This is a genomic window from Candidatus Poriferisodalis sp. (genome assembly GCF_965237655.1).
Lineage (GTDB): Bacteria > Actinomycetota > Acidimicrobiia > Acidimicrobiales > Poriferisodalaceae > Poriferisodalis.
Genome location: NZ_CBDEGB010000002.1, coordinates 110198 through 129775, shown reverse-complemented (window position 1 = coordinate 129775; position 19578 = coordinate 110198). Strand labels below are relative to the sequence as shown.

Genomic DNA, 19578 nt, shown 5'->3' with positions numbered 1-19578 from the left:
GTAGAACGGTGCTGGGCAGACTCTGGGACGGTCAAGAGAATCCCGGAGGCAACGGAGACGACACCTTCGTGCGTGGAGAAACTCCCGAGCCACCACCAGAGCCACCGGCTGACCTCGCTTTGCATGGCGGTACCCGGACGACAAGCCCAGAGCTACTTGACCACAGCGTCATTGCCGTGCGGGGAGTGACCGACGCGCGCGGCGAGACAGCCACAATCACCGATGCAAATCGGCCGAATCCGAATCCGTCCCGACCACCTGCACGACCTGCACCAAAGAGGCCCGAACCGTCACGGCCATCACCTCGACGACCCGATCCGCCAAAGCGCGACGTAACCAGGGTCCGCGGAGAGGCGGCCGCCAACGGTGAGGACGACACGCGTACTCGAGGTGAGAGCGCCGACTAGATACCAGGTGCCCCCACGTACGATGGCCAAACTCGATGTCCTGATACTGGACAACCCCGGTGGCCGACATGCGGACTTAGTCGAGCATGCCGTGACTACACGTGGGGCAACCTGTCTGCGTCTCGATGCATCAGGTCTCCTTGGCTCGACCGTGAACATTCGACCCGGTGAGTTTCGAATCCGTCGTGACGCCGCGGAGTGGCAGGTGTCAACCTCGACCTCTGTGTGGTATCACCGACTCGGGTCTCCCAACGTCGATGGATTCGACACCGATGAGGCACAACTGGTACGTGACGAAACACGCCATATCTTGATCGGCGGATTGGTCGGTTGCGGAGTCAGATGGGTGGACGAGCCGCACAGGGTCGCCCGCGCTGAACGCAAGCTGTATCAACTTGGCACGGCATCCAGGCTTCAAATTAGGATTCCCCGATCGCTCGTGACCAATGACCTCACGGAGGCGACGCGTCTTTGTAACGACTTGCGCCTTATAGCTAAGCCTCTCTCTCCAGGCGCAGGAATCGTCCCGCACGTCAGTGAAGTTGCACACGATGACCTCAGCAACGTCAGTGCTTTACCCGTGCTACTTCAAGAATTGGTCGTTTCCGCTTTGGCCGACCTCAGGGTTGTTATTATCGGCAATCAAACTTGGACATGGCGGCGAATTCGCGAGGCTGACACAATCGACTGGCGTGCTGTCGACCCAAGTGGTCTCGACTTCGAGCACGTAGCGTATCCATCGATCAAGCAAGACGCGGTGGATTTATGTCTTGCACTTGGTCTTACGACGTGCGTACAAGACTGGCTCGATACACCCGAAGGCCCGGTTTTCTTGGAAGCAAATCCAGCAGGAGCATGGGCATTTCTCCGCGATTCGCAAGACGTCATTCCCCCGGCACTCGCTGACCACCTCTGTGAGAGGCCCCGAACCGAACTCACTGCTGGGCACTGGGCTAGGCCCCACAAGCGCATCTTGTGGGATCTAGGCCGCGCCGGCAAGGCACCAAGCAATGATGGTACACGCGCACCTGTATATGCGGAACCGCCGTGGGCGTCCTTGGCGGCAAGATCTCCTGAGGCCCTCTCCGTCGTACGCCGCGCAAACGATGAATCAATAGCAGCTGCCCGCACGGCGGAGGACAAAGCGGCACGCCTGCTCCGCACAACTCTCGCGACTGTCGCTGTGTCGGCAGCGCTCACGGGCTATCAACTGCAGTTCGCGCTTGAACACAGCCTCTGGCTTCTTACACTCGTGGCACCTGTGGCTGGAGCATTCGCATCTCTTGCAATAGCGGCATTCGAGGCCACTCAGATTGACCGCGTTGGATTCTATAGGCACGCTAAGGGGCAGGATCTTGCCCAGCCTGGACCGCGAGAATCCGTCGTCACTGTGGTCGAGGAAGAAGAGGCCGGCCGAAGACTCGCTCTGTGGACTTCAAAGAAGAAACACACCGACCTGATGCAAGCACGTGCATGGTTCTCACGCGGACTATCCCTGTTGCTCCTCGCCGCATTAGCCCTGATTATTCACGAGAATGCCTGTTCAGGGTTTATGGGTTGTGTTTTGGTGTGTCGGGCGGGTTTGTCGGCTTGACGGGACCCGGTGGGTGTTGTTTGGTGCCGCTGGGGTGGTCGCAGGGCCGGTGTTGGACCCTGACATGGGTGTGTGGGCGCGACGGGTCGGCCGCCGCGTGAGCGGCGCTGTTGGCGGCTGGGGGTGCGGGGTGCTCAGTTGGGGTGCTGGGCGGCGAGCAGGCTTCGGGTGCCGGGGTGTGCGGTGGGGAGCCGCAGCCAGGTGCGTCGGCCGGTTTCGCATACGAGCGCGGGCAGGTGCCACAGCTGCCAGCGGAGCCGTTTGGGTGCCGCGCGTTTGAGCGGTCCGGCAAGGCGCTGTGTCTGGAACCAGTGCACGAGCGCGGCGCTGATCATGCACAGCGCTGCCCATGCACAGTTGGCGTCCCAGGCTGTGAAGGGCATGCGGGCCAGTCCGCTGTCTTTGAGGCGGGCTATGGCGTCCTCGACGTCGGCGTGCTTGCGCATGAGACGGTCGAGCCGGGCGGGGCTGCCCGCAGCGTCGGTGAGGAATCCCCAGTAGCGGAAGTTCTCGGACGCGAACAGGCTGCGCTGCGCGCCCGGATGCAAGGGCTCGCGTCGGATGATCAGCCGTGTCCGCGCTGGCCAGCCCGACAGGTCCACCAGGTCGGTGAGCTCGGCGACGTGCGCTTTGGGATGCCGCTGTTTGGGGTTCGGCACCCCCGGCGTCCACCGCCCTGGGTCGCAGCGGGCCGCAGTGTCGGCGGCCATGAGATCCTGCCCAGTGGCGGCCATGTAGCTGCCCGCTGGCGGCCGACGGTTCTGCCCAGCGGCGGCCAACAGAACTGCCCGCGTTGAAGTCCATTTCCCGTCGGGGTGCACCGCGGCGGGGTGCTCCTCCTACTCGAATAGCCGGTCACCACAACCGTGACCATCGAGCAGGAGGAGCAAGTGAAGTCTCGCGAGGAAATCATGAACATGTTGGAAGCGTTCGACCTGACTGGGTCGTTCCGGGATGCCGGCGAGCTGGCCGGTTGTTCGCATCACACCGTCGCCGCGTATGTGGCTGAGCGCGACGAGGGTCGGCTGGGGGGTGTGGGCCCGGTGCGGCGGAAACGGATCATCGATCCGTGGCTGCCGAAGATCGAGGAGTGGGTGGAGCGCTCCTGTGGCAAGATCCGCGCCGATCGTTGCCACGCCAAGCTGAAAGCGTTGGGGTTCGAGGGTTCGGATCGCACGGTGCGCCGAGCAGTGGCGGAGGCCAAGAAGAGCTTCCGGGCGGGTCGGCGGCGGGTGTATCGGCCGTGGATCCCCGAGCCGGGCATGTGGGCGCAGTGGGACTGGGGCGCGGGCCCGGTCATCGCCGGGCGGCGGACGAATCTGTTTTGCGCGTGGCTGGCGTGGTCGAGGTTCCGGGTGGTGATCGCGACCTGGGACCGCACCCTGCCCACGGTGATCGCCTGTGTGGATCGGGCGATGCGAGCCTTTGGCGGCGCTGCGACGTATTGGCTCACCGACAACGAGCGCACGGTCACGATCGACCACGTCGCCGGGATCGCCGTGCGCCATCCGGAGATCGTTGCGGTCGGCGGCCACTACGGCGTGACGGTCGCGACGTGTGTGCCGGCGGACCCTGAATCCAAAGGCGGCAGCGAGGCGACGGTGCGGGTCGCCAAGGCCGACTTGGTGCCAACCGACGCGAACCTGCGCGGCGACTACGCCAGTTGGGCCGAGCTGGTCGAGGCCTGCGAGGCGTTCACCGCTGAGGTGAACGAGCGGGTCCATCGGGTGACCCGGCGGGCGCCGGTGGAGATGCTCACCGAGGAACGGCACCGGCTGCACGCGCTGCCCGAACGCCCATACACGGCAGCGCTCGGGGAGACCCGGAAAGTCTCTTGGAGCTCCACGGTCAGCTTCGGCGGCGTGACCTACTCGGTCCCGCACACCCTCGCCGATGAGACGGTGTGGGTGCGCGTCGACGGTGACCAGGTCGTCGTCACCCACTGCGCACCGTCAGGCCCAATCGAGGTCGCCCGCCACCAGAGTTCGACACCCGGGCATCCGATGATCGACGACGCCCACTACCCGCCACGCCCGGCTGGGCCACTGGCGCGGCGTCCGAAGCCGACGAGCGCGGCCGAGACCGAGTTCCTCGCCATCGGAGACGGCGCCCGCACCTGGCTCGTTGAAGCAGCCGCCGCGGGCACGACCCGCATGAAGGTCAAGATGGCCCAAGCCGTCACCCTTGCCCGCCTCCACGGCCAGGTCCGCGTTGATTGGGCGCTCGGCCACTCCGCGATGTTCGGCCGCTTCGCAGACGGCGACCTGGCCTCGATCCTGGCTGCTGACCCGCCCGGACAACCCCGGCGCGCCGATGACGCGCACTCGCTGCAGCCCGGCACCGCCGCTTGGGGTCGCCTCGGAGGCGACCGATGAACCCAGCGCCGATCGACGAGGTCGTCGACTTGCTCCGCGCCCTGCGCCTACCCCACATGCGCGCCGCAGCACCGGACCTGTTGGCCACCGCCAAGGCACAACGCTGGGAACCGGCCGAAGCAATGAGGGCACTGCTGGCCGAGGAGCTCGCCGGCCGCCAAGCATCCTCAATCCGGGCCCGGCGCAAAGCGGCCGGGTTCCCCACCGGCAAGACCTTCGACATCTGGGACGGAACCGTCAGCTCGATCCCGGCGCCGACCCAGCGGGCGCTACGCACCCTGGAGTGGATCCACCGCCACGAGAACCTCGTCGTGTGCGGACCATCAGGCACAGGCAAGACGCACTTCCTTGAAGCGCTCGGCCAGGCCGCCGTCGATGCCGGCCACAAGGTGTCCTGGTTCAGTCTCGAGCACCTCGGCGCGCTCGTGCGCCGCCACAGCGCCGACGACACCGCCGCCAAGGCCATCCGGCGGATCATGCGCTCCGACGTCATCGTGATCGACGACATCGGCCTGCTCCCAGTCACCACCGAGACCGCCGAGGCGCTCTACCGGGTCGTCGACGCCGCTTACGAGAAACGCTCCATCGCCCTGTCGAGCAACCTTCACCCCGCCGGGTTCGACGAACTCATGCCCAAGACCATCGCCAACGCCACCGTCGACCGGCTGCTCCACCACGCCCACGTCGTCATGACCGCCGGCGACAGCATCCGCCTCACCCAAGCCACCGCCGGCAAGGGGGTGACGCCACTGACCAACTGACCCACGGGCAGAACACCTGGCCACCACCGGGCAGTTCTGTTGGCCACCAACGGGCAGTCCTGCTGTCCGCCACTGGGCAGATCCCACTGGCCCTTGACACCGCAGCGATCGCGGCGTCGATGCCTGCTGTGGCCCGGGCGGACATGAAAAACGTCACGTTGCGGTCCCTGCACGCCGCGGCGATACGCGCCGAACAGCCTCCTGAGTCCAAGCGCAGCACCATCTCGCGTCCTGCGAGCGCCAGATCGTCGCCTGCCCGATGGCCTGCCGCGTCAGCGTCGGGCAGCACCGATATCGCAGCGTCGAGCACCTCGACGTGATCGGCGATGCTGTTCGCGGCCGCGTTGCCCGGGCGCAGCTTCGCCCACAACGGCTCCCCGTCCGCGGTCGAGCAGATCATCGGGTGGAACCCGTACCCGCCCTTGAAATGCGGCGCCGCACCCGCCTTGTTGGGCGAGTGGACCTCCACCAGCGTCGAGTCGATGTCGACCACCAACGGACCCGAACCGCGGCGCTGGGACCACACTCGCTCACGCGCCTCGGCCGCGGCTGCCCACAGCCCGCCCAGCGCCGAGGCGTCGATGCCCCGCAGCGCCCGATACAGCGTCGAGTCCGACCCCACCGCCCCGAACAGCTCCCGCTGAGACCGCAGATGCTCGATATCTGTGCACGCCTCACCGCCGCCGGCGAGCACCAACAGCAAATGCGTCCAAAGCCGGCCCCGGTCATGGACCGGGGCGCGCTCGCCGCGGCGCGGCACCGCCGCCGACAGCGCCTCGGTCAGCCCGACCCGGTCCGCGAAACCGCCCAAAGCGAACAGCCCCGCACCCCACACCACCCGATCCCCGCCGCCTGCCAGACGCGCGTTTGTCACACTGCTAAGTTTCACCTCGGAGATGCCCCCCTGAACTGCCGACCGCGTGCCTCGACAACACGCATCGTCGCAGATCAGAGGGGCTTTTCCGCGGACTCACACACCCAAGCCCACCAGACTCATGAAAAATCAGGGTTAGTTGCTGCCACGTCATGGGGCATCAATGCCGCTGAATCGAGACCCGACGAAGCGGCATCACATAGGCAGATGTCCCAGACTACTGATACATCCCAAGCGAGCGTTCCTTCACGCTGATCTACGGCTCGCCGTAGGAACCCAAGGTGATCGATCAATTGGGGGCGACCACGTCATCCCACGCTCAAAGACGAAGAGCCGCGTTAGTTGTGTTAGGCAGACCGGCTAGCCTCTTATCGCTTGATGAGATTCGTACTCCGTTGGTAAACATGTAACGAGAGTTTGTCTCGACTGTCGATCAGTTTGTCTGCTCGTTCCAACATCTTCTTCGCGGCGCTTTGGTCGTCAGTCTCTCTTGCATGCAAACTGAGCGCTAAAGCCTCTGTCCGATGTTTCTTCAATTGTTGGGCTATTAGCGCTGCCTGATCATACATGCGGCGTCCTTGCTCGGGGTCCCCAGTTCGGTATGCGTGCAGACCCATTGTTGCTGTGACAACAGCTTGGAACTCTGGCGGCATGTTCTTGCTCTTGCCGGCTGTCAGAATCAGTCGGTGTGCTTCGTCTAGGTCTTGTCCACTTTCGATCAGTGAATATGCCATGTTGTTCATTAGTGACGCGTCATTGGGGTGGATTCTTCTCCCCTTCACAGCAAAATCTAGAGACGACGCCCAGTCCTCAGAGCCAAGTGCAGCGATGGAGCTTCCATAATTGGCTGCTGTTCTAGAGAATGGCTGGTCCTTTTGCCATCGTCTAGCATGCCGCACAGCATCTTCGAAGTTTCCCATTCTTTCTGAATGCAATGCTGCTGCTTCAGCAGATTCCGATATATCCTGCTTATGCTTTACAAGTGTGTCTATTAGCCACTGGGCGTGGTCCCGTTGTGCGATGGTGACTGCTTGTGCGATTGAGTTGTCCGTTGGTTGACGAAGGGAGATTTGGAGCAGATTGCGTGCACGCGACGATTTTCCTGATGGGTCTTCCAGCGTGGCAAGTTCCGATGCCAATTCAGACACTGAACCCCAATGCCATTGACCTGCGCGGAGCCGTTCTCGGCTTTTCCGTCTCAGTTTCGATTTCCTCTCAGCCACTTCGGAGACCGAGATTTCAGCAGACAAGAGCCAAGGATCGAATGTTTCTGATGCTGCTGGCGTCAGTACATGGAGTGCACGGTCCGGTTCTCGAATGCTGACGTAGAAATTGGCTTGAGATCGCAGCACGTGCCGATCATAAGGAGCGAGAGCTACCGCGGCTCGAAGGCTCTTGCCTGCCGCCTCGACATGACCATGGCTGTACTGGATGCGAGCAAGTTCTACCCATGCTAATACGAACCGTGGATTGCTTCTTAGCAATGATCGAATAGATCCGGGTTGGTCATTGACCAAGATGTCGTAAGGCCGATGGTCTTTGGTAAGCGCCTGACCCAGTGTTCTGAACGTTCCGCCTGCATTCAACAACAGTTCTTGTGTCGCGATAGCTCGCTCGGGTTTCCCGGCAATAAGCGCAGACGCGGCAAAGTCAGTTGCATAGGTTAGGGAACCAATGGCGAGCCAGTCGTACTCAAGCTCGTCCAAGCCTTGCTCAAGGTCACGACGGTCACTGGCTCTCTCGTAAACTAGTTCCCCATGCGTAATGCTATCTCGGAATGGACGCCATCTAGGGACAAGATGACGATTCTCTGCGAGTTGTATCGCGGCCATCAAACTGCCGCAATACTCGCATCAGACTTGAGGCGATCAAATACAGAAACGTAGTGTTCTACTTCGACACACATTCGTGTTTCGTTGGGACGTCGAAGAATTCCACGCCGCCTAATGTCTGGTTGCGCCAATTGGGTGAAGATACTAACTGTTTTATCTACAAGCGTACACAGCAACACAGATTCAAGATTCAGTTGTGCGCGCACAAAACCAACTTCAAGCATTGGAAGGACATCAAAATATGACCCGCCAAAATGCGTGGGTTGATGATTCTCGGCCATATGACTGTAAATCGTTGCGTTAAGACTCATCCCCGTAAGGAGATAGAGCATCAGATTTCCAAGTTGATAGAGATCGGCTGCGCGACGCCGGAAAGCCTCATCGGGATGAGTATATGTGTACAGTTGCTCAGGTGGTGCGTAGACTCGATCTCCCGGAATTACTAGATCATCATTCGGAGACACCGAACTAGGGCAATGGGCACGACCTAGATCGGCAATTTTTCGACGCGTCCCGAAATCCAAGATATTTGAAGGCTTGAGGTCCTGATGTGTAATGTTCTCACCGTGGAGCTGTCGTAATCCATTGGCCACGTTATGAAGAGTCTCAAATACCCACACCAAATCTCTGTTAGTCATTTGGTCCATGACGTTTCGAACATCAGAGCGGGCGATCTCAAGGATGAGATAGTCAACATGTCCCAACTCACCCGAATCTGGCACTGTGCACTGTCCTGATGTGATTCCGCGGACGACATGACGCATCCGTCGCTCAGCACACAGAGCGATGAGATCACGTTCATGGGTATAGGCCATTGTCAAGTCTCGTAGCGCATCTGCTCTGTCGGAACTGGACAATGCCGAGGAATAATCGAGTGCTTTGAGGAATCCCTTTTGCCCGTAGTTGCTGCCAGATTGGTCATTGTTGGACGCACGGTATGTTGCTGAGAATTCTCCACCTGTAGCGCTTGCAGGCTGTTGGATAAGCTCGTCCACGTGCCAGCCGCCTGCAAGGTCGAAACCTTCCAAGCGATATGCAGGAGGGAGCGCATCTGCATCGCTCACCTGATTTCCTTTCGGTGGTTGGTACGACTGTCGGGTACTCAGTCGCCCGCCAGTTCTGGCAGCACCCCGGAGCGTAGCTAGGAGACTGCTGAGCAAGTCGCTTGGTGTGGCGGCGATTGGGTGTTGTGGGGGCTGTGGCGGTGGGGCGGGTGGCGGCCGGGGCTGGTTGTGGGCTGCGGGGACGGCTGGGTTTGTGGGGCTGGGTCAGGTGATGGCCCAGGTGGTGCCGTTGTGGTGGAGTCCGAGGCTGGTGAGGCGTTGGAGGTTGACTGCCGCGACGCGCAGGCGCAGCCAGTGTCGGTTCTTTGTGACGCCCAGGCAGGGGCATCTTCGTCCTCGGCGGACGGTCCATGCGATGCTGCGCTCGGCCATGGGCCGATGCGTGCGGTAGTCGTGCTGGGACTGCTCGGTGCGGGCCTGGGCGCGTGCCGCGGCGAGGAGGCCGTGGTGGGGGTGGATCTTGATGGTGCGCCCGGCCTTGGCGGTGGTGCAGCGCGCCCGCTGAGGGCATCCGCGGCAGTGGCGGCCGAAGCGGGCGTTGCCGCGGGGGGTGATGGCCACGGTGATGTCTTGGGGGCACGTCACGGTGCCGGAGAACTCGCCGCCGGCGGGGTCGCAGCTGTAGTCGATGTCGAAGTCGTCGATGCTGTGTCCGTCTTGGACTGCTGTGCCCAGCGGCGGGGGCTTGATCACCGCTTCCGTCCCGGCTTGGGCGATGCCGGCGCGCAGCGCCCCGGTGCCATAAGCGCTGTCCGCGAGCACCACAGTGCCGGCGGGCTCGGCGTCGAGCAGCCCCATCGCCGTATCGGCGTCGCCGGCGTCGCCTGCGGACGGGTCGGCGGCGGTGATCAGCCCGCTGCCGGGCTCGGCTGCGATGTGCGCCTTGTAGCCGTCGCGGCAGCTGTGAGAGGTCTTGTGGGTGTGACGCGACTGGGGATCGACGACCGAGATCACCCGGTTCTTGGCGGTGCGCCGGGCGATCCGCCACCGGCCGCCCCCCGGCGGGCTCCACGTCCTGGCCCGCGACCAGCCCCAGCAATCCCGCCGCGTCCGCCTGAGCCGCGCCGAGCTCGAGCCCCTCGGCTGCGCCGAGCAGCTCCAACGCGTCATCGACCAGCTCGCTCACCAGCCGCTCGGCGTCCGCGGGATCCGCCCAGTCCACCACCGGCCCCGCCGGGTCGAGATTGCGTTCGCGCACCCACACATCAGCCAGCCCGGGCACCAGCCTGCGGACCCGCCGGATCTGGTTCACCAGCATCGTCACGGTGTCCTGGCGGGCCACCGCGTCGTCGAGCACCGCGGAGTCCAGCACCCGCCGAGCGCTGCCCGCCACCGCGCCCGTGAGGCCGATCAGCTCCCGCACCGCGTCGAACACCCGATCCGGACGGCCGCTCGCGCGCAGCTTGTCGCGCCACAGCGTCAGCACCGTGGGATGGAACCCCTCATCAGTCAAAGCGAGGCCTGCAGCGGCCTTCCACGCCACATCGGTCCCCAGCCGAGCGCACGCCTCACGATCCGACAGGCCCTCCAGCGCCTGGAGCACCATCACCACCGCGACCACCTCGCCGGGCACCGACCGACGGCCCCGACCGCTCGCGAACAGATCCTCGAACAACGAGCCCGCGAACAGCCGGCTGCGATGCTCAGCCAACAGCGCATGCACCGAACCCGACGCCACCAGATGCCCGCACACCGCCGCCGCGTCCAACAACACCCGACCCTGATCCGCTGTCCCCTGCACCCCCCAAGTGTCCCGCGCGCCCACACCCCGCACCCGGAAATCACACCGAACAAATCAGCAGACTCCTAGATCGCGGGACGCGGTGGGTGATATTGCAAAGCACTGCGCCCGGGCTCTACCAACGAAGCCGGGGCGCAGATTTCACAGTCTTAGCTCCGATTATTCATGAGTATGCTCGGGCATTCATTTTGGGGTGTTGAGTCGCCGGTTGCGGCTTGTTTTTGGGTTGCCGGTTGGGTGTGTGTGGGTCGCCGGTGCTGGTTCGGCGCCGGACGGCTGCGCGAGGCGGCCGTCGGGGCGTGCGTGGGCGTGGAGGGGCCGCGGCCGGTGTGCTGGGGCGGCGTTGGCGGGGGTGTCAGTTGAGGGCGTGGGCCAGGAGAAGCATCGGGGTGGCGGGGTGGCGGTCGGGAAGGCGCGCGATGGTGTTTCGGGAGGTCCGCACGATTCGAGCGGGTGTGTGCCAGAGCTGCCAGCGGAGCCGTTTGGGTGCTGCTTTGGCGAGCGGCCCGGTGAGGCGCAGTGTCCGGGACCAGTGCACGAGAGCGACGCCGGTGGCGCACAGCGCTGTCGAGGCGGCGTTGGCGTCCCAGCCGCGGAACGGCATCCGGTTGAGCCCGGAGTCCTTGCAGCGAGCGACGGCGTCCTCCACTCGGGCGTGGTCGCGCATGACGGCGTCAAGGCGCACGGGGCTGCCTTGTGCGTCGGTGAGGAACCCCCAGTAGCGAAAGTGCGCCGAGTCGAACAGGGAGCGCTGCGCGCCGGGGTGCAGCGGCTCGCGTCGCACGATCAGGCGTGTTCCGTCGGGCCAGCTCGACAGGTCGGCCTCGTCGGTGAGCTCGGCGATCTGCGCTCGGGCTTTGCGCGCCTTGGGGTTCGGGGCAGCGCGTTTCCAGCGGCCGGGATCGACGCGCGTCGTCGCGATCGCAGCGCTGATCTGCTCATTCTTGCGTGCTGCGACGAAGAACTCGATGTTGCGGTCCCTGCACGCGTCGGCGATATGGGTCGAGCATCCCGCGGAGTCGGTCCCCAGCCGCATCGGCTGCGCCGCAGCTTCGGCGCCGTCGCCGGGGCGGTGGCCCGCGGCGAAACGCTCGGGAAGCCCGGCGATGGCTGCGTCGAGCACCTCGACGTGATCCGCGATGCGGTTCGCGGCTGCGTTGCCGGGGCGCAGCTTGGCCCACAGCGGCTCCCCGTCGTCGGTCGAGCACACCATGGGGTGGAACCCGCAGCCGCCCTTGATATGGGGCGCGGCGCCGTGTTTGTTCTCCGAGTGGATCTCCACCAGCGCGGAATCGATGTCGAGCACCAACGCCACAGCCGGGTCAACCACGCGCCCCGACCATGCCCGGGCGCGCACGTCCGCGGCCGCTTCCCAGATGCGGTCGAGCTGTGCGGAGTCGATGCCGGTCATCGTGCGGTACGCGGTCGAGTCCGACGCGACCGGCCCGAACAGGCCCGGCTCAGCACGCAAATGCTCGATGTCGCTGCACGCCTCCCCGCCGCCCGCGAGCACCAAAGCGAGATGCGTCAACACCGTTCCCCGGTCATGAACCGGCGCACGCTCGCCGCGGTGCCCGACCGCTGCCGACAGCGCCGCGCCCAACCCCAGCGAGTCCGCGAAACCCCCCAGAACGAACAGCCCCGCACCCGACGCGATCCGCCCCCCGCCGCTGTCCAACCCCACATTTGCCACACCGCCAGCGTCCACCTCGGAAGTGCCCTTCTCTTTTGCACCGATCGTGCCCTAACAGCACACATCGTCGCAGGTCAGAAGGGCTTTTCCGCGGACGCGCACACCCCCAACCGCGAACCCCACGAAAAATCAGGGTTAGCTACCCGAAGCCGACCTCGGCAGGGCGCGGAGACGGTCCATGGCGATCGAACGAGGGCGTTTGCATGCCGACGCAGTAACACCGAGTCCCTACTGGGCGCGCCGCTTGCGTGTCCGAGTAGCCGCCTTCGTCGTGGCAATAAGGTCGTTCAGGACCTCAAGCATCATCAAAGCCCGGGCAGGCGAATCATCGATGAGCGCATGTGCTCTCGGATTCCTCCAAGCGGCGACGACGCCTTGGCAGAGGAACATGTGGCCGCGCTGCTCGCTCTCATCGCTCTTGGATCGCCCTCGATTGATGCGCAAGAGAGGATCGTTGGGCGAGAACGCAGTTGTCACGAGCGGGTCACCGTCCTCAGTTCTCCCGGTCCGAGATCGGATGCACTCGCAAAGTGCCTTTACCCCGGACTCGACCGCATCTGAGTAGTGCTTTGTCACGAATCGTGACCGAGTCGCCGAGCACAGGTCAGGATCAAGTACGCGACGGTCAAATTCGGAATCAAGATCGAACCTGGAACCAACGTCGGTTGCAACGGGCGAGTCATCAGCCGCTGCAGGCCGCCGAAAGTCCGATAGTTCGCCGACAAGCCGCTGCGCGAGCGATGCCGGTCCCGACCATCGGTTGTCGGTCACTTCGCGTACAAGTGCCTCGCCATGCTCGAGAAGATCTGATCGATCTTTTCCGGCGTCGCATCGGCCGGAATGTGGATCTGGATATCGAGGTGGACTGTGGGCCCACCGTTGGATTTTTCTGGCGGCGTCGGCGGTTCGCTTCCCGGGAGCTCTTGAGAGGCTGGAGTTTCCTCCGACTTCGGTGATACTGCGGCGGCCTTCTTCGCTGCTGGCGCATTCTTGGCCGCCCTGCCTGAGTCGATGACAATCAGCTCGGGGATCTGCTTGCTCGCGATCATGACGAACGTCGCCGACATCTGGCGTGCGCTCGACTCGCCGAAGCCCTTGTGATCAAACCAGGTTCTGACTCCTGCGACATCTGGGCTGCCGTCGGCATCGATCATGGCCCCGAGCGCGTTCGGATACACCTCATCCAGAATCTCTTGGCAGGCGTCTCCGTACGAGGTGTCAACGCGCCACTTGTTCCCCCGTTCGGTCAGCACACCGTCCTCGTCGATGAGTCCAAGTCGTCGCATCGGACTGACTGTGTTCCTTAGGGCGCTCTCAGGACTCGACATGCCCATCAGCGCCCCAACCACCTCGGGGGTGAACTTCGTTGAGGGCGCGGTCGCAGCTTTGGCTCGCAAAGTAGTCCATGCCTTTAGCGGTACCTTGGGGTATGGATTGGCTGCCATCGTCGCCTTTCATGAATGGAATTACATCAATGAGACTAGGCTGGCCATGCTATAGATGGTCACGAGCGATTGTGCAATCACAGAACCCCGGGCGATCGAAGTGGCTCGCGGCGGGCTGTTCGCTGGCTCCACCACTCGTGTGAAACGCTGCACCATGGCACGTATCAGGGTCATTCCCGACGACTCCTGGGACGGCCCGCTCGACGAGCTTCATCCCCGGGTCGTGGATCGCACCTACGGCCGGGTCGACAACATCCTCGCCGTGCACTCGCTGAACCCCCGTTCTATGGCGGCACATCAAGGCCTTTACGAATCGGCCATGGCCGGCACCGCGCCACTGCGCAAGGTCGAACGCGAGCTCATCGCCCTGGTCGTGAGCCTCACCAACGACTGCCACTACTGAATCGTCCACCACCGGCGCGGTCTGCGCCGACTCATCAACAACGACGAACTGGTCGCAGCCGATCGAGCACGACTGGACCACCGCCCCGCTGTCCCCCAAGCGCACCGCCATGCTCCGATTCGCCGTCAAGCTCACCGCCACCCCAGCCGCGACCATGAACGACGCCGATGTCGACGCGCTGCGAGAAGCCGGCTTCTCGGACCGGGACATCCTCGACATCGTCGAGGTGGTCGGCTACTACGCGTATGCCAACCGCATCGCCGACGGGCTCGGCCTCCAAACCGAAGACTGGATCCCCGACTGACCCGCAGCCGAGGTCAACCACCCGGCTCGAAGACAAGATCTGGAATCACAACCTCCCACTGGTCGCACTTCAGCTCGCTTGTGTACTGCGGGTCAGACTGGTTCTTGCCCCAGGTCGCAATGGCTGAAACGCTGGCTTCAACGAAGCGCATGCCGTTCGGAACCTCGAAACCGCCGGCCAGCACGCCGACGACTAACCCGCGGCGGTCGAGGATCTCCCATCGGTCATTGCGACGACGCATTTGCAGGGGATCTCCCGGTGACAGCGCCGCGATGCTGCGATGTATGCGGTCACCGTCTGGCTTGCGACCGGGGAAGCTGAGATACACATCTCGGAGGGTGAGGCTGCGGTAACTGCGACCCAGCTCCGCCGTTGGCGGCGGCAGTCTGACGGGACGGCGCCACAGCACCGAATCGCTGCCTTGGAGCGGCCCACCGAACGGATGGGCACTGCCCAAGCGCGACAGGGTCAGCGTCTGCTTGGCCCGGGTCATCGCCACGTAATACAGGCGGCGAGGTGCGTCGGCGTCCTCGTCGCGGCCGCGCCTGTCCCAGCCTCCATCGAGCACCGCCACGTGGTCGAACTCAAGGCCCTTGGCCCGATGCGCCGTCAACAGCAGCAATCCGCGCTGGCGCCGTCGAGTGTCGCGGCACCACTCCGCCAGCCATTCAATGACCGAGACCGCCGGCATCTCGGCGCCGCCTGTCTCGATGTCATATTCCTCGATGGCTTGGGACAGAAGTTCTGTCCACGGCCCCGACGGTTGGCGGTCCAGCCACGCCCTGAGATCACCGTTTCGAACCAGCGCTGTGCCGTGTTGTTGGATGTCGTGTCTGAGCGCCTGGGTCTCGCGCAAGTGCCACAGGCTCATCTCGTTCTCATTCGCGAGCTGCACCGGGGTGTTGTCCCGTATGCAGATGCTGCGAACCGGTTCGAGCTGGCTCCATTCGCGTGCAATCACCGCGCAGCGCGACCAGTCCCAGTCACGCGCAAGGCCGCACAGCCGGTCCAGCTCGGCCATCACCGCTTGCGCTTGGGAGATCCAACTGTTCCCCGATGGCAGAACCTGCACCCTGCCCGCGGCAACCTGATCCAGCTCACTCCAAGGTCCTCCAGCCGGGTCGCGTCGGCGCGCTCTGTCGCTGCTGATCGTGTGCTTGGCCTTCATGCGTGAGGTCGCCGGGGCAATGACCGCATTGGCGGCGTCGATGATGTGACCGCTGGAGCGGTAGTTATCGATCAAGTACTCGGTCTTGGCGTCGTAGTCCTGCTCGAAGCGTCGGATGAACTCCGGCGATGTCCCGTTGAACGAGTAGATGTTCTGGTCGTCGTCGCCCACAGCGAACAGGGTCAGCCGGGCGTCGGCATCAGATGCGGTTCGGCCCGCGAGCGCTGAGATCAGCCGGTACTCATCGTCGCCGATGTCTTGGTACTCGTCGACGAGTATCCACCGGAAACCTGCCAGCAGGCGCGTCCGTGACTCCTCGGCCTCTTCGGGTTCGAGCTCATCTCCTTGCAGCAGCGCGATGGCTTTCGCCATGACTTCGTTGAGCTTCTCCTCGAATTTGCTGTCGCTGGTCTGGCTCGCAGTCCCTGAGAAGCTGGCCCCGACGAGCCTCATAGCGAGCGAGTGGCATGTCAGCACCATCACGCCGTTCGCGTCATCACCGACCAGTTCGCGCAGACGCCGTCGAACGTCGGCCGCTGCATGCCGGTTGTAGGCGAGCGCCAAGATGCCCCGCGGGTTCTGGCGTTTCACCCGAATGAGATACGCGATGCGGTGCACCAGCACCCGGGTCTTGCCTGAGCCTGGACCCGCGAGCACCAACACATTCGTGGTTTCGCGATCATTTGCCACGATCGCTCGCTGCGCGCTGGACAGGTTCCCAACGATCGACTTCCACGACGCCGCCGTGGTCGGACGGTCGATCTCGGTGCGACGCCGAGGCAGCCAGCGGCGCACGAACTCGTCCTCGCCAAGCTCGAAATAGTCGAGCGACAAGCGCAACGCGTCGGCAACCTTGGTGAGGCCCTGCTCGGCGAATTCGGCCATCACATGGATCTGCCGCACAGTGCCGCCGTAGTGATCGTCAAGTTCGGTGAAGTCGGTTTGCCTGAAGCCTCGTGTCCCCGGCTCAAGCGAGATAGTCATCGCGGGGCGAAACACCGTGAGGCCTCTGTTCAGTCTGACAACCTCCTGTTCGTGGAGCCACATCAGTGCCCGCTCCATAAGCCTGCGGACATCCTTGGTGCCAGCACGCAGCGTCGAGTCAACCTCGATTGCCTCGTCGACGGCCTTCTGCAGGTCGCCGAGTGTCGTGGAGACGAGCAAATCGTTGCCTCGGCTTCCCGGCGGCAGTTTCGACAACAGGTGCTTCAGGAGCACGCCGGCTGCGCCACGGCGGCGCTGGGCGATGCTCTCGAGCGAGGACCATTCACGCTTGAGCGTCACCAAGACGCTTTCAACTCCGTGCTTGCGCACAGTGACGCTGCCTCTGCCGCCGCCATCGCCACGTCCGTCCTGGGCAATGCCCCCCAGGGTGCGGACGATGAGCTCAGGTCGTGCGTCGGCGAAACCTGCGTCGTGAAGTTCCTGAGCGGCTACCCGCAAGTTCAGCGGAGCAGAACCATCCAGAGGAAGATCAGGCGCCGACTCTTGCATCAAGCCGATCAGGGTTTCCTCCAAGCCGGAGGCCTCGGTGAGGCGGCTGTGAGACGGCCGTCGCACGCCGACATGAACGAACGCCGTCACGACGGTGTCATTCGTGGCGAGCCCGCGTTGTTCGAGGTCGTACAAGGCAGCTCGCAGCTTGTCCGAATTGAGACCGGCGACTCCCATCAGCGCGTCCGTCGAAATGCCGTCGTCAGGGTCCGCGTCAATCAGCGCCTTCACGATTGCCAACAGCGCAATTCGTTGACCCTCGTTGAGGTCACCACCGCCAAGCCTCGTGCGGGCCTCCTCGACGGTGCTGACGCGCAATGACGAAGGAAACACGCTCACCCGGTTCTCTTCGCGGGTCAGCAACTCCGCTTCTTCGAGCCATGCCACTGCTGTTCGCACCCGCGTGTCATCTGTTGATGAATCGCGGGTGAAGTCGTCCGCTTCATCCTCGGTGAGGATCTCACCGGACGTGGCCACGACCTCACCGGTTCGTCCGCTTCGGCGGTCGAGGGCGCGCAGCGACCGCAGCACCCCGTGGATCTCGCGCCGGGTGAGACGCGACCTCGCCGACAACCCGAACTGGCGCTCCACGTCATCTTCGGTGTAGAGCAGCACACAGTGCGCCTGCTGCTGGTCCCGGCCGGCCCGGCCTGCTTCTTGCAGGTAGTTCTCCAGTGAGGACGGGATATCGGCGTGGATGACCAGTCGCACGTCAGGCTTGTCGATGCCCATCCCGAACGCATTGGTGGCGGCGATGACCCGAAGCTCGCCGCCGATGAAGCGCTGTTGGATGGTCTTCTTCTCTTCGGGTTGCAAGCCGGCGTGGAAGCGGTCAGCGTCGATTCCTTGCGCCCCGAGGAATTCGGCGACCTCGCTGGTGCGCCTGCGGGTCGCGCAGTACACGATCGCCCCTCCCCGCAGGTGCTGCGGCAGATGGTGCTCCAGGGTCATCTTGATGTCTGGAAGCTTCATCGCAGTTGTCGTCGGCGACACAACAAAGTTCAGGTTGGTCCTGCGGGTTCCGCCGTCGAAAACGCGCATTTCGATGCCGAGGTGTCTGCGGAAGTACTCGCAGATTTCGGTCTTGACCTCCGGTTTGGCAGTTGCGGTCAGGCACAGCACCGGCGGCGCTCGCTCACTGTCGGACTTTTCGCGGATGAAACGCCCCACATAGCGGTAGTCGGGGCGGAAGTCGTGCCCCCATTTCGACAGGCAATGGGCTTCATCGAGCACCCAGGCACCGATTTCGCGTTGCGCTATGGCGCTGCGCACCGATGGGCTGCGCAGCTGCTCGGGGGAGATCAACACAATCGCTGCATCACCCAGCCGGACCTTGTTGAGCGCATCGGCGCGCTCGGGCAGCGACATCAACCCGTTGACGGTGACGCACGAGGTGATGCCTTGCTTCTCGAGACCGGCCACTTGGTCCGCCATGAGCGCCACGAGCGGCGAGATCACCACCGTCACCGCACCCGTCTTGTCGTAACGGGACAGCGCCGGCAACTGGTAGCACAGCGACTTGCCTGCACCGGTAGGCAGTATCGCCAGCACATCTTGGCCCGCCATCGCTGTCTCGACGATCCGCTGCTGCAATGACTCATCGGACTCCGGGTCAGCGGGCTGCTCTCGGAACGAATCGAAGCCGAACCATCGCTTGAGTTCCTGCACAGAGTTGTGGTGAGTGCGACACCATGCGCAGCGCTCGTCGTTGCATGCGTTGTCGCGCAGGCTCCGAACGAGCCGACTGGCGCCCGGGAACTGGTGGCGCACCCACGGCGGCATCACGGAGGCTCCTCCCGACACCGAGATCCATGCCACCGCGAACGCGAGGACCCAGCCGTGCTCAGGGGCGTCAGCGATCGCCCGTCGAAGCTGTGTCTGGCACGCGTGGTCGTCGAGGCAGCTGCGGATCGCCTCTCGCGCCCCGGACGCGCTGGGGCTCTGCGAGCCTCGCAACGCAGCGAAGAACAGGTCGAAGCCAGCCGATTGGGGGTCTCTGGTGGTCAGCCAGTGCCAAGCCGCCAGCGTTTCCGGCGGCACTTCGTGCAACGCCTCACGCTGATCGATGAACAACTGCAACGCCAGCCGTGCGTCGAGGTATGGATCGTTGCGTTCGCTGAGCGTCAGCGGAGCGTCCTTGTAGTGCTTGACGAGATGGTGGTAGGGGTTCCGAGGAAACGCCAGAGGATTGATCCACAGCGTGTCCAAGGCGGGCAACTGCAACAATCGCAGTCCAGGATCTGCTGTTCGCAGGATCGGCAGATCAAACTTGATCAGATTGTGGCCGAGTACAAACTCGGCACCTTCGGCCAGTGCGTCTAGCTCCCGAAGTGCCTGATCGGCAGAATCGACCCGCCTTTTCCCGACGACTTCGTCACCCTCGGTGACGACGAGGTTCGCATTGTCGGGCGCAGTCGATCTTG

Annotated in this window: 11 protein-coding genes and 2 pseudogenes; 4 read left to right on the top strand and 9 right to left on the bottom strand. The window is 63.8% G+C overall.

The window, feature by feature from the left end; translation table 11 throughout:
- The first annotated feature begins 429 nt into the window (after positions 1-429).
- Positions 430-2001 carry an ATP-grasp domain-containing protein gene (locus ACPXYO_RS08525; protein WP_423918997.1) on the top strand — a complete coding sequence of 524 codons (1572 nt, stop codon included), beginning with the start codon at positions 430-432 and terminating at the stop codon, positions 1999-2001.
- Between the two features lie 134 nt (positions 2002-2135).
- On the opposite strand, the gene ACPXYO_RS08520 is transcribed toward ACPXYO_RS08525, so the two are convergent.
- Positions 2136-2735, bottom strand: coding sequence for a transposase (locus ACPXYO_RS08520; RefSeq protein ID WP_423918994.1), 600 nt, complete (start codon positions 2733-2735; stop codon positions 2136-2138).
- A gap of 156 nt (positions 2736-2891) precedes the next feature.
- Between ACPXYO_RS08520 and istA the strand changes: the two genes are divergently transcribed.
- Complete coding sequence (istA, locus tag ACPXYO_RS08515) at positions 2892-4376, top strand: IS21 family transposase (RefSeq protein WP_423918612.1); 1485 nt, start codon at positions 2892-2894, stop codon at positions 4374-4376.
- On the top strand, positions 4373-5137 hold the full coding sequence (gene istB, locus ACPXYO_RS08510) for an IS21-like element helper ATPase IstB (RefSeq protein ID WP_423916039.1): 765 nt from the start codon (positions 4373-4375) through the stop codon (positions 5135-5137). The genes istA and istB overlap by 4 nt, the downstream gene beginning before the upstream one ends.
- On the opposite strand, the gene ACPXYO_RS08505 is transcribed toward istB, so the two are convergent.
- From ACPXYO_RS08505 to ACPXYO_RS08475, 7 genes and pseudogenes are all read right to left on the bottom strand, one after another.
- Positions 5091-6011, bottom strand: coding sequence for a transposase (locus ACPXYO_RS08505; RefSeq protein WP_423918991.1), 921 nt, complete (start codon positions 6009-6011; stop codon positions 5091-5093). The two genes, istB and ACPXYO_RS08505, sit on opposite strands and share 47 nt — an antisense overlap.
- A gap of 368 nt (positions 6012-6379) precedes the next feature.
- Positions 6380-7717 (bottom strand): hypothetical protein, encoded by a 1338-nt coding sequence (locus ACPXYO_RS08500; RefSeq protein WP_423918988.1) that lies wholly within the window; start codon positions 7715-7717, stop codon positions 6380-6382.
- Positions 7718-7842: 125 nt separating this feature from the next.
- Positions 7843-8907: a protein kinase domain-containing protein gene (locus tag ACPXYO_RS08495; protein WP_423918985.1), complete on the bottom strand. Its 1065-nt coding sequence runs from the start codon at positions 8905-8907 to the stop codon at positions 7843-7845.
- Positions 8908-9111: 204 nt separating this feature from the next.
- Positions 9112-10648 (bottom strand): annotated as a pseudogene (locus tag ACPXYO_RS08490) (transposase).
- A gap of 355 nt (positions 10649-11003) precedes the next feature.
- The gene (locus ACPXYO_RS08485) at positions 11004-12341 is read right to left on the bottom strand and encodes an IS1380 family transposase (protein ID WP_423918982.1); all 1338 of its coding nucleotides are present in this window, start codon (positions 12339-12341) and stop codon (positions 11004-11006) included.
- Between the two features lie 228 nt (positions 12342-12569).
- A complete protein-coding gene (locus ACPXYO_RS08480) occupies positions 12570-13112 on the bottom strand; it encodes a TIGR02391 family protein (protein ID WP_423918980.1) in 543 nt (180 codons plus the stop codon).
- Positions 13109-13627 carry a hypothetical protein gene (locus ACPXYO_RS08475; protein ID WP_423918977.1) on the bottom strand — a complete coding sequence of 173 codons (519 nt, stop codon included), beginning with the start codon at positions 13625-13627 and terminating at the stop codon, positions 13109-13111. Before ACPXYO_RS08475 ends, ACPXYO_RS08480 begins: the two co-directional genes overlap by 4 nt.
- 313 nt (positions 13628-13940) lie before the next feature.
- On the opposite strand from ACPXYO_RS08475, the pseudogene ACPXYO_RS08470 reads away from it, so the two are divergent.
- Positions 13941-14493 (top strand): annotated as a pseudogene (locus ACPXYO_RS08470) (peroxidase-related enzyme).
- Between the two features lie 13 nt (positions 14494-14506).
- On the opposite strand, the gene ACPXYO_RS08465 reads toward ACPXYO_RS08470, so the two are convergent.
- The gene (locus ACPXYO_RS08465) at positions 14507-19378 is read right to left on the bottom strand and encodes a RecQ family ATP-dependent DNA helicase (RefSeq protein ID WP_423918975.1); all 4872 of its coding nucleotides are present in this window, start codon (positions 19376-19378) and stop codon (positions 14507-14509) included.
- Between the last annotated feature and the right edge of the window lie 200 nt (positions 19379-19578).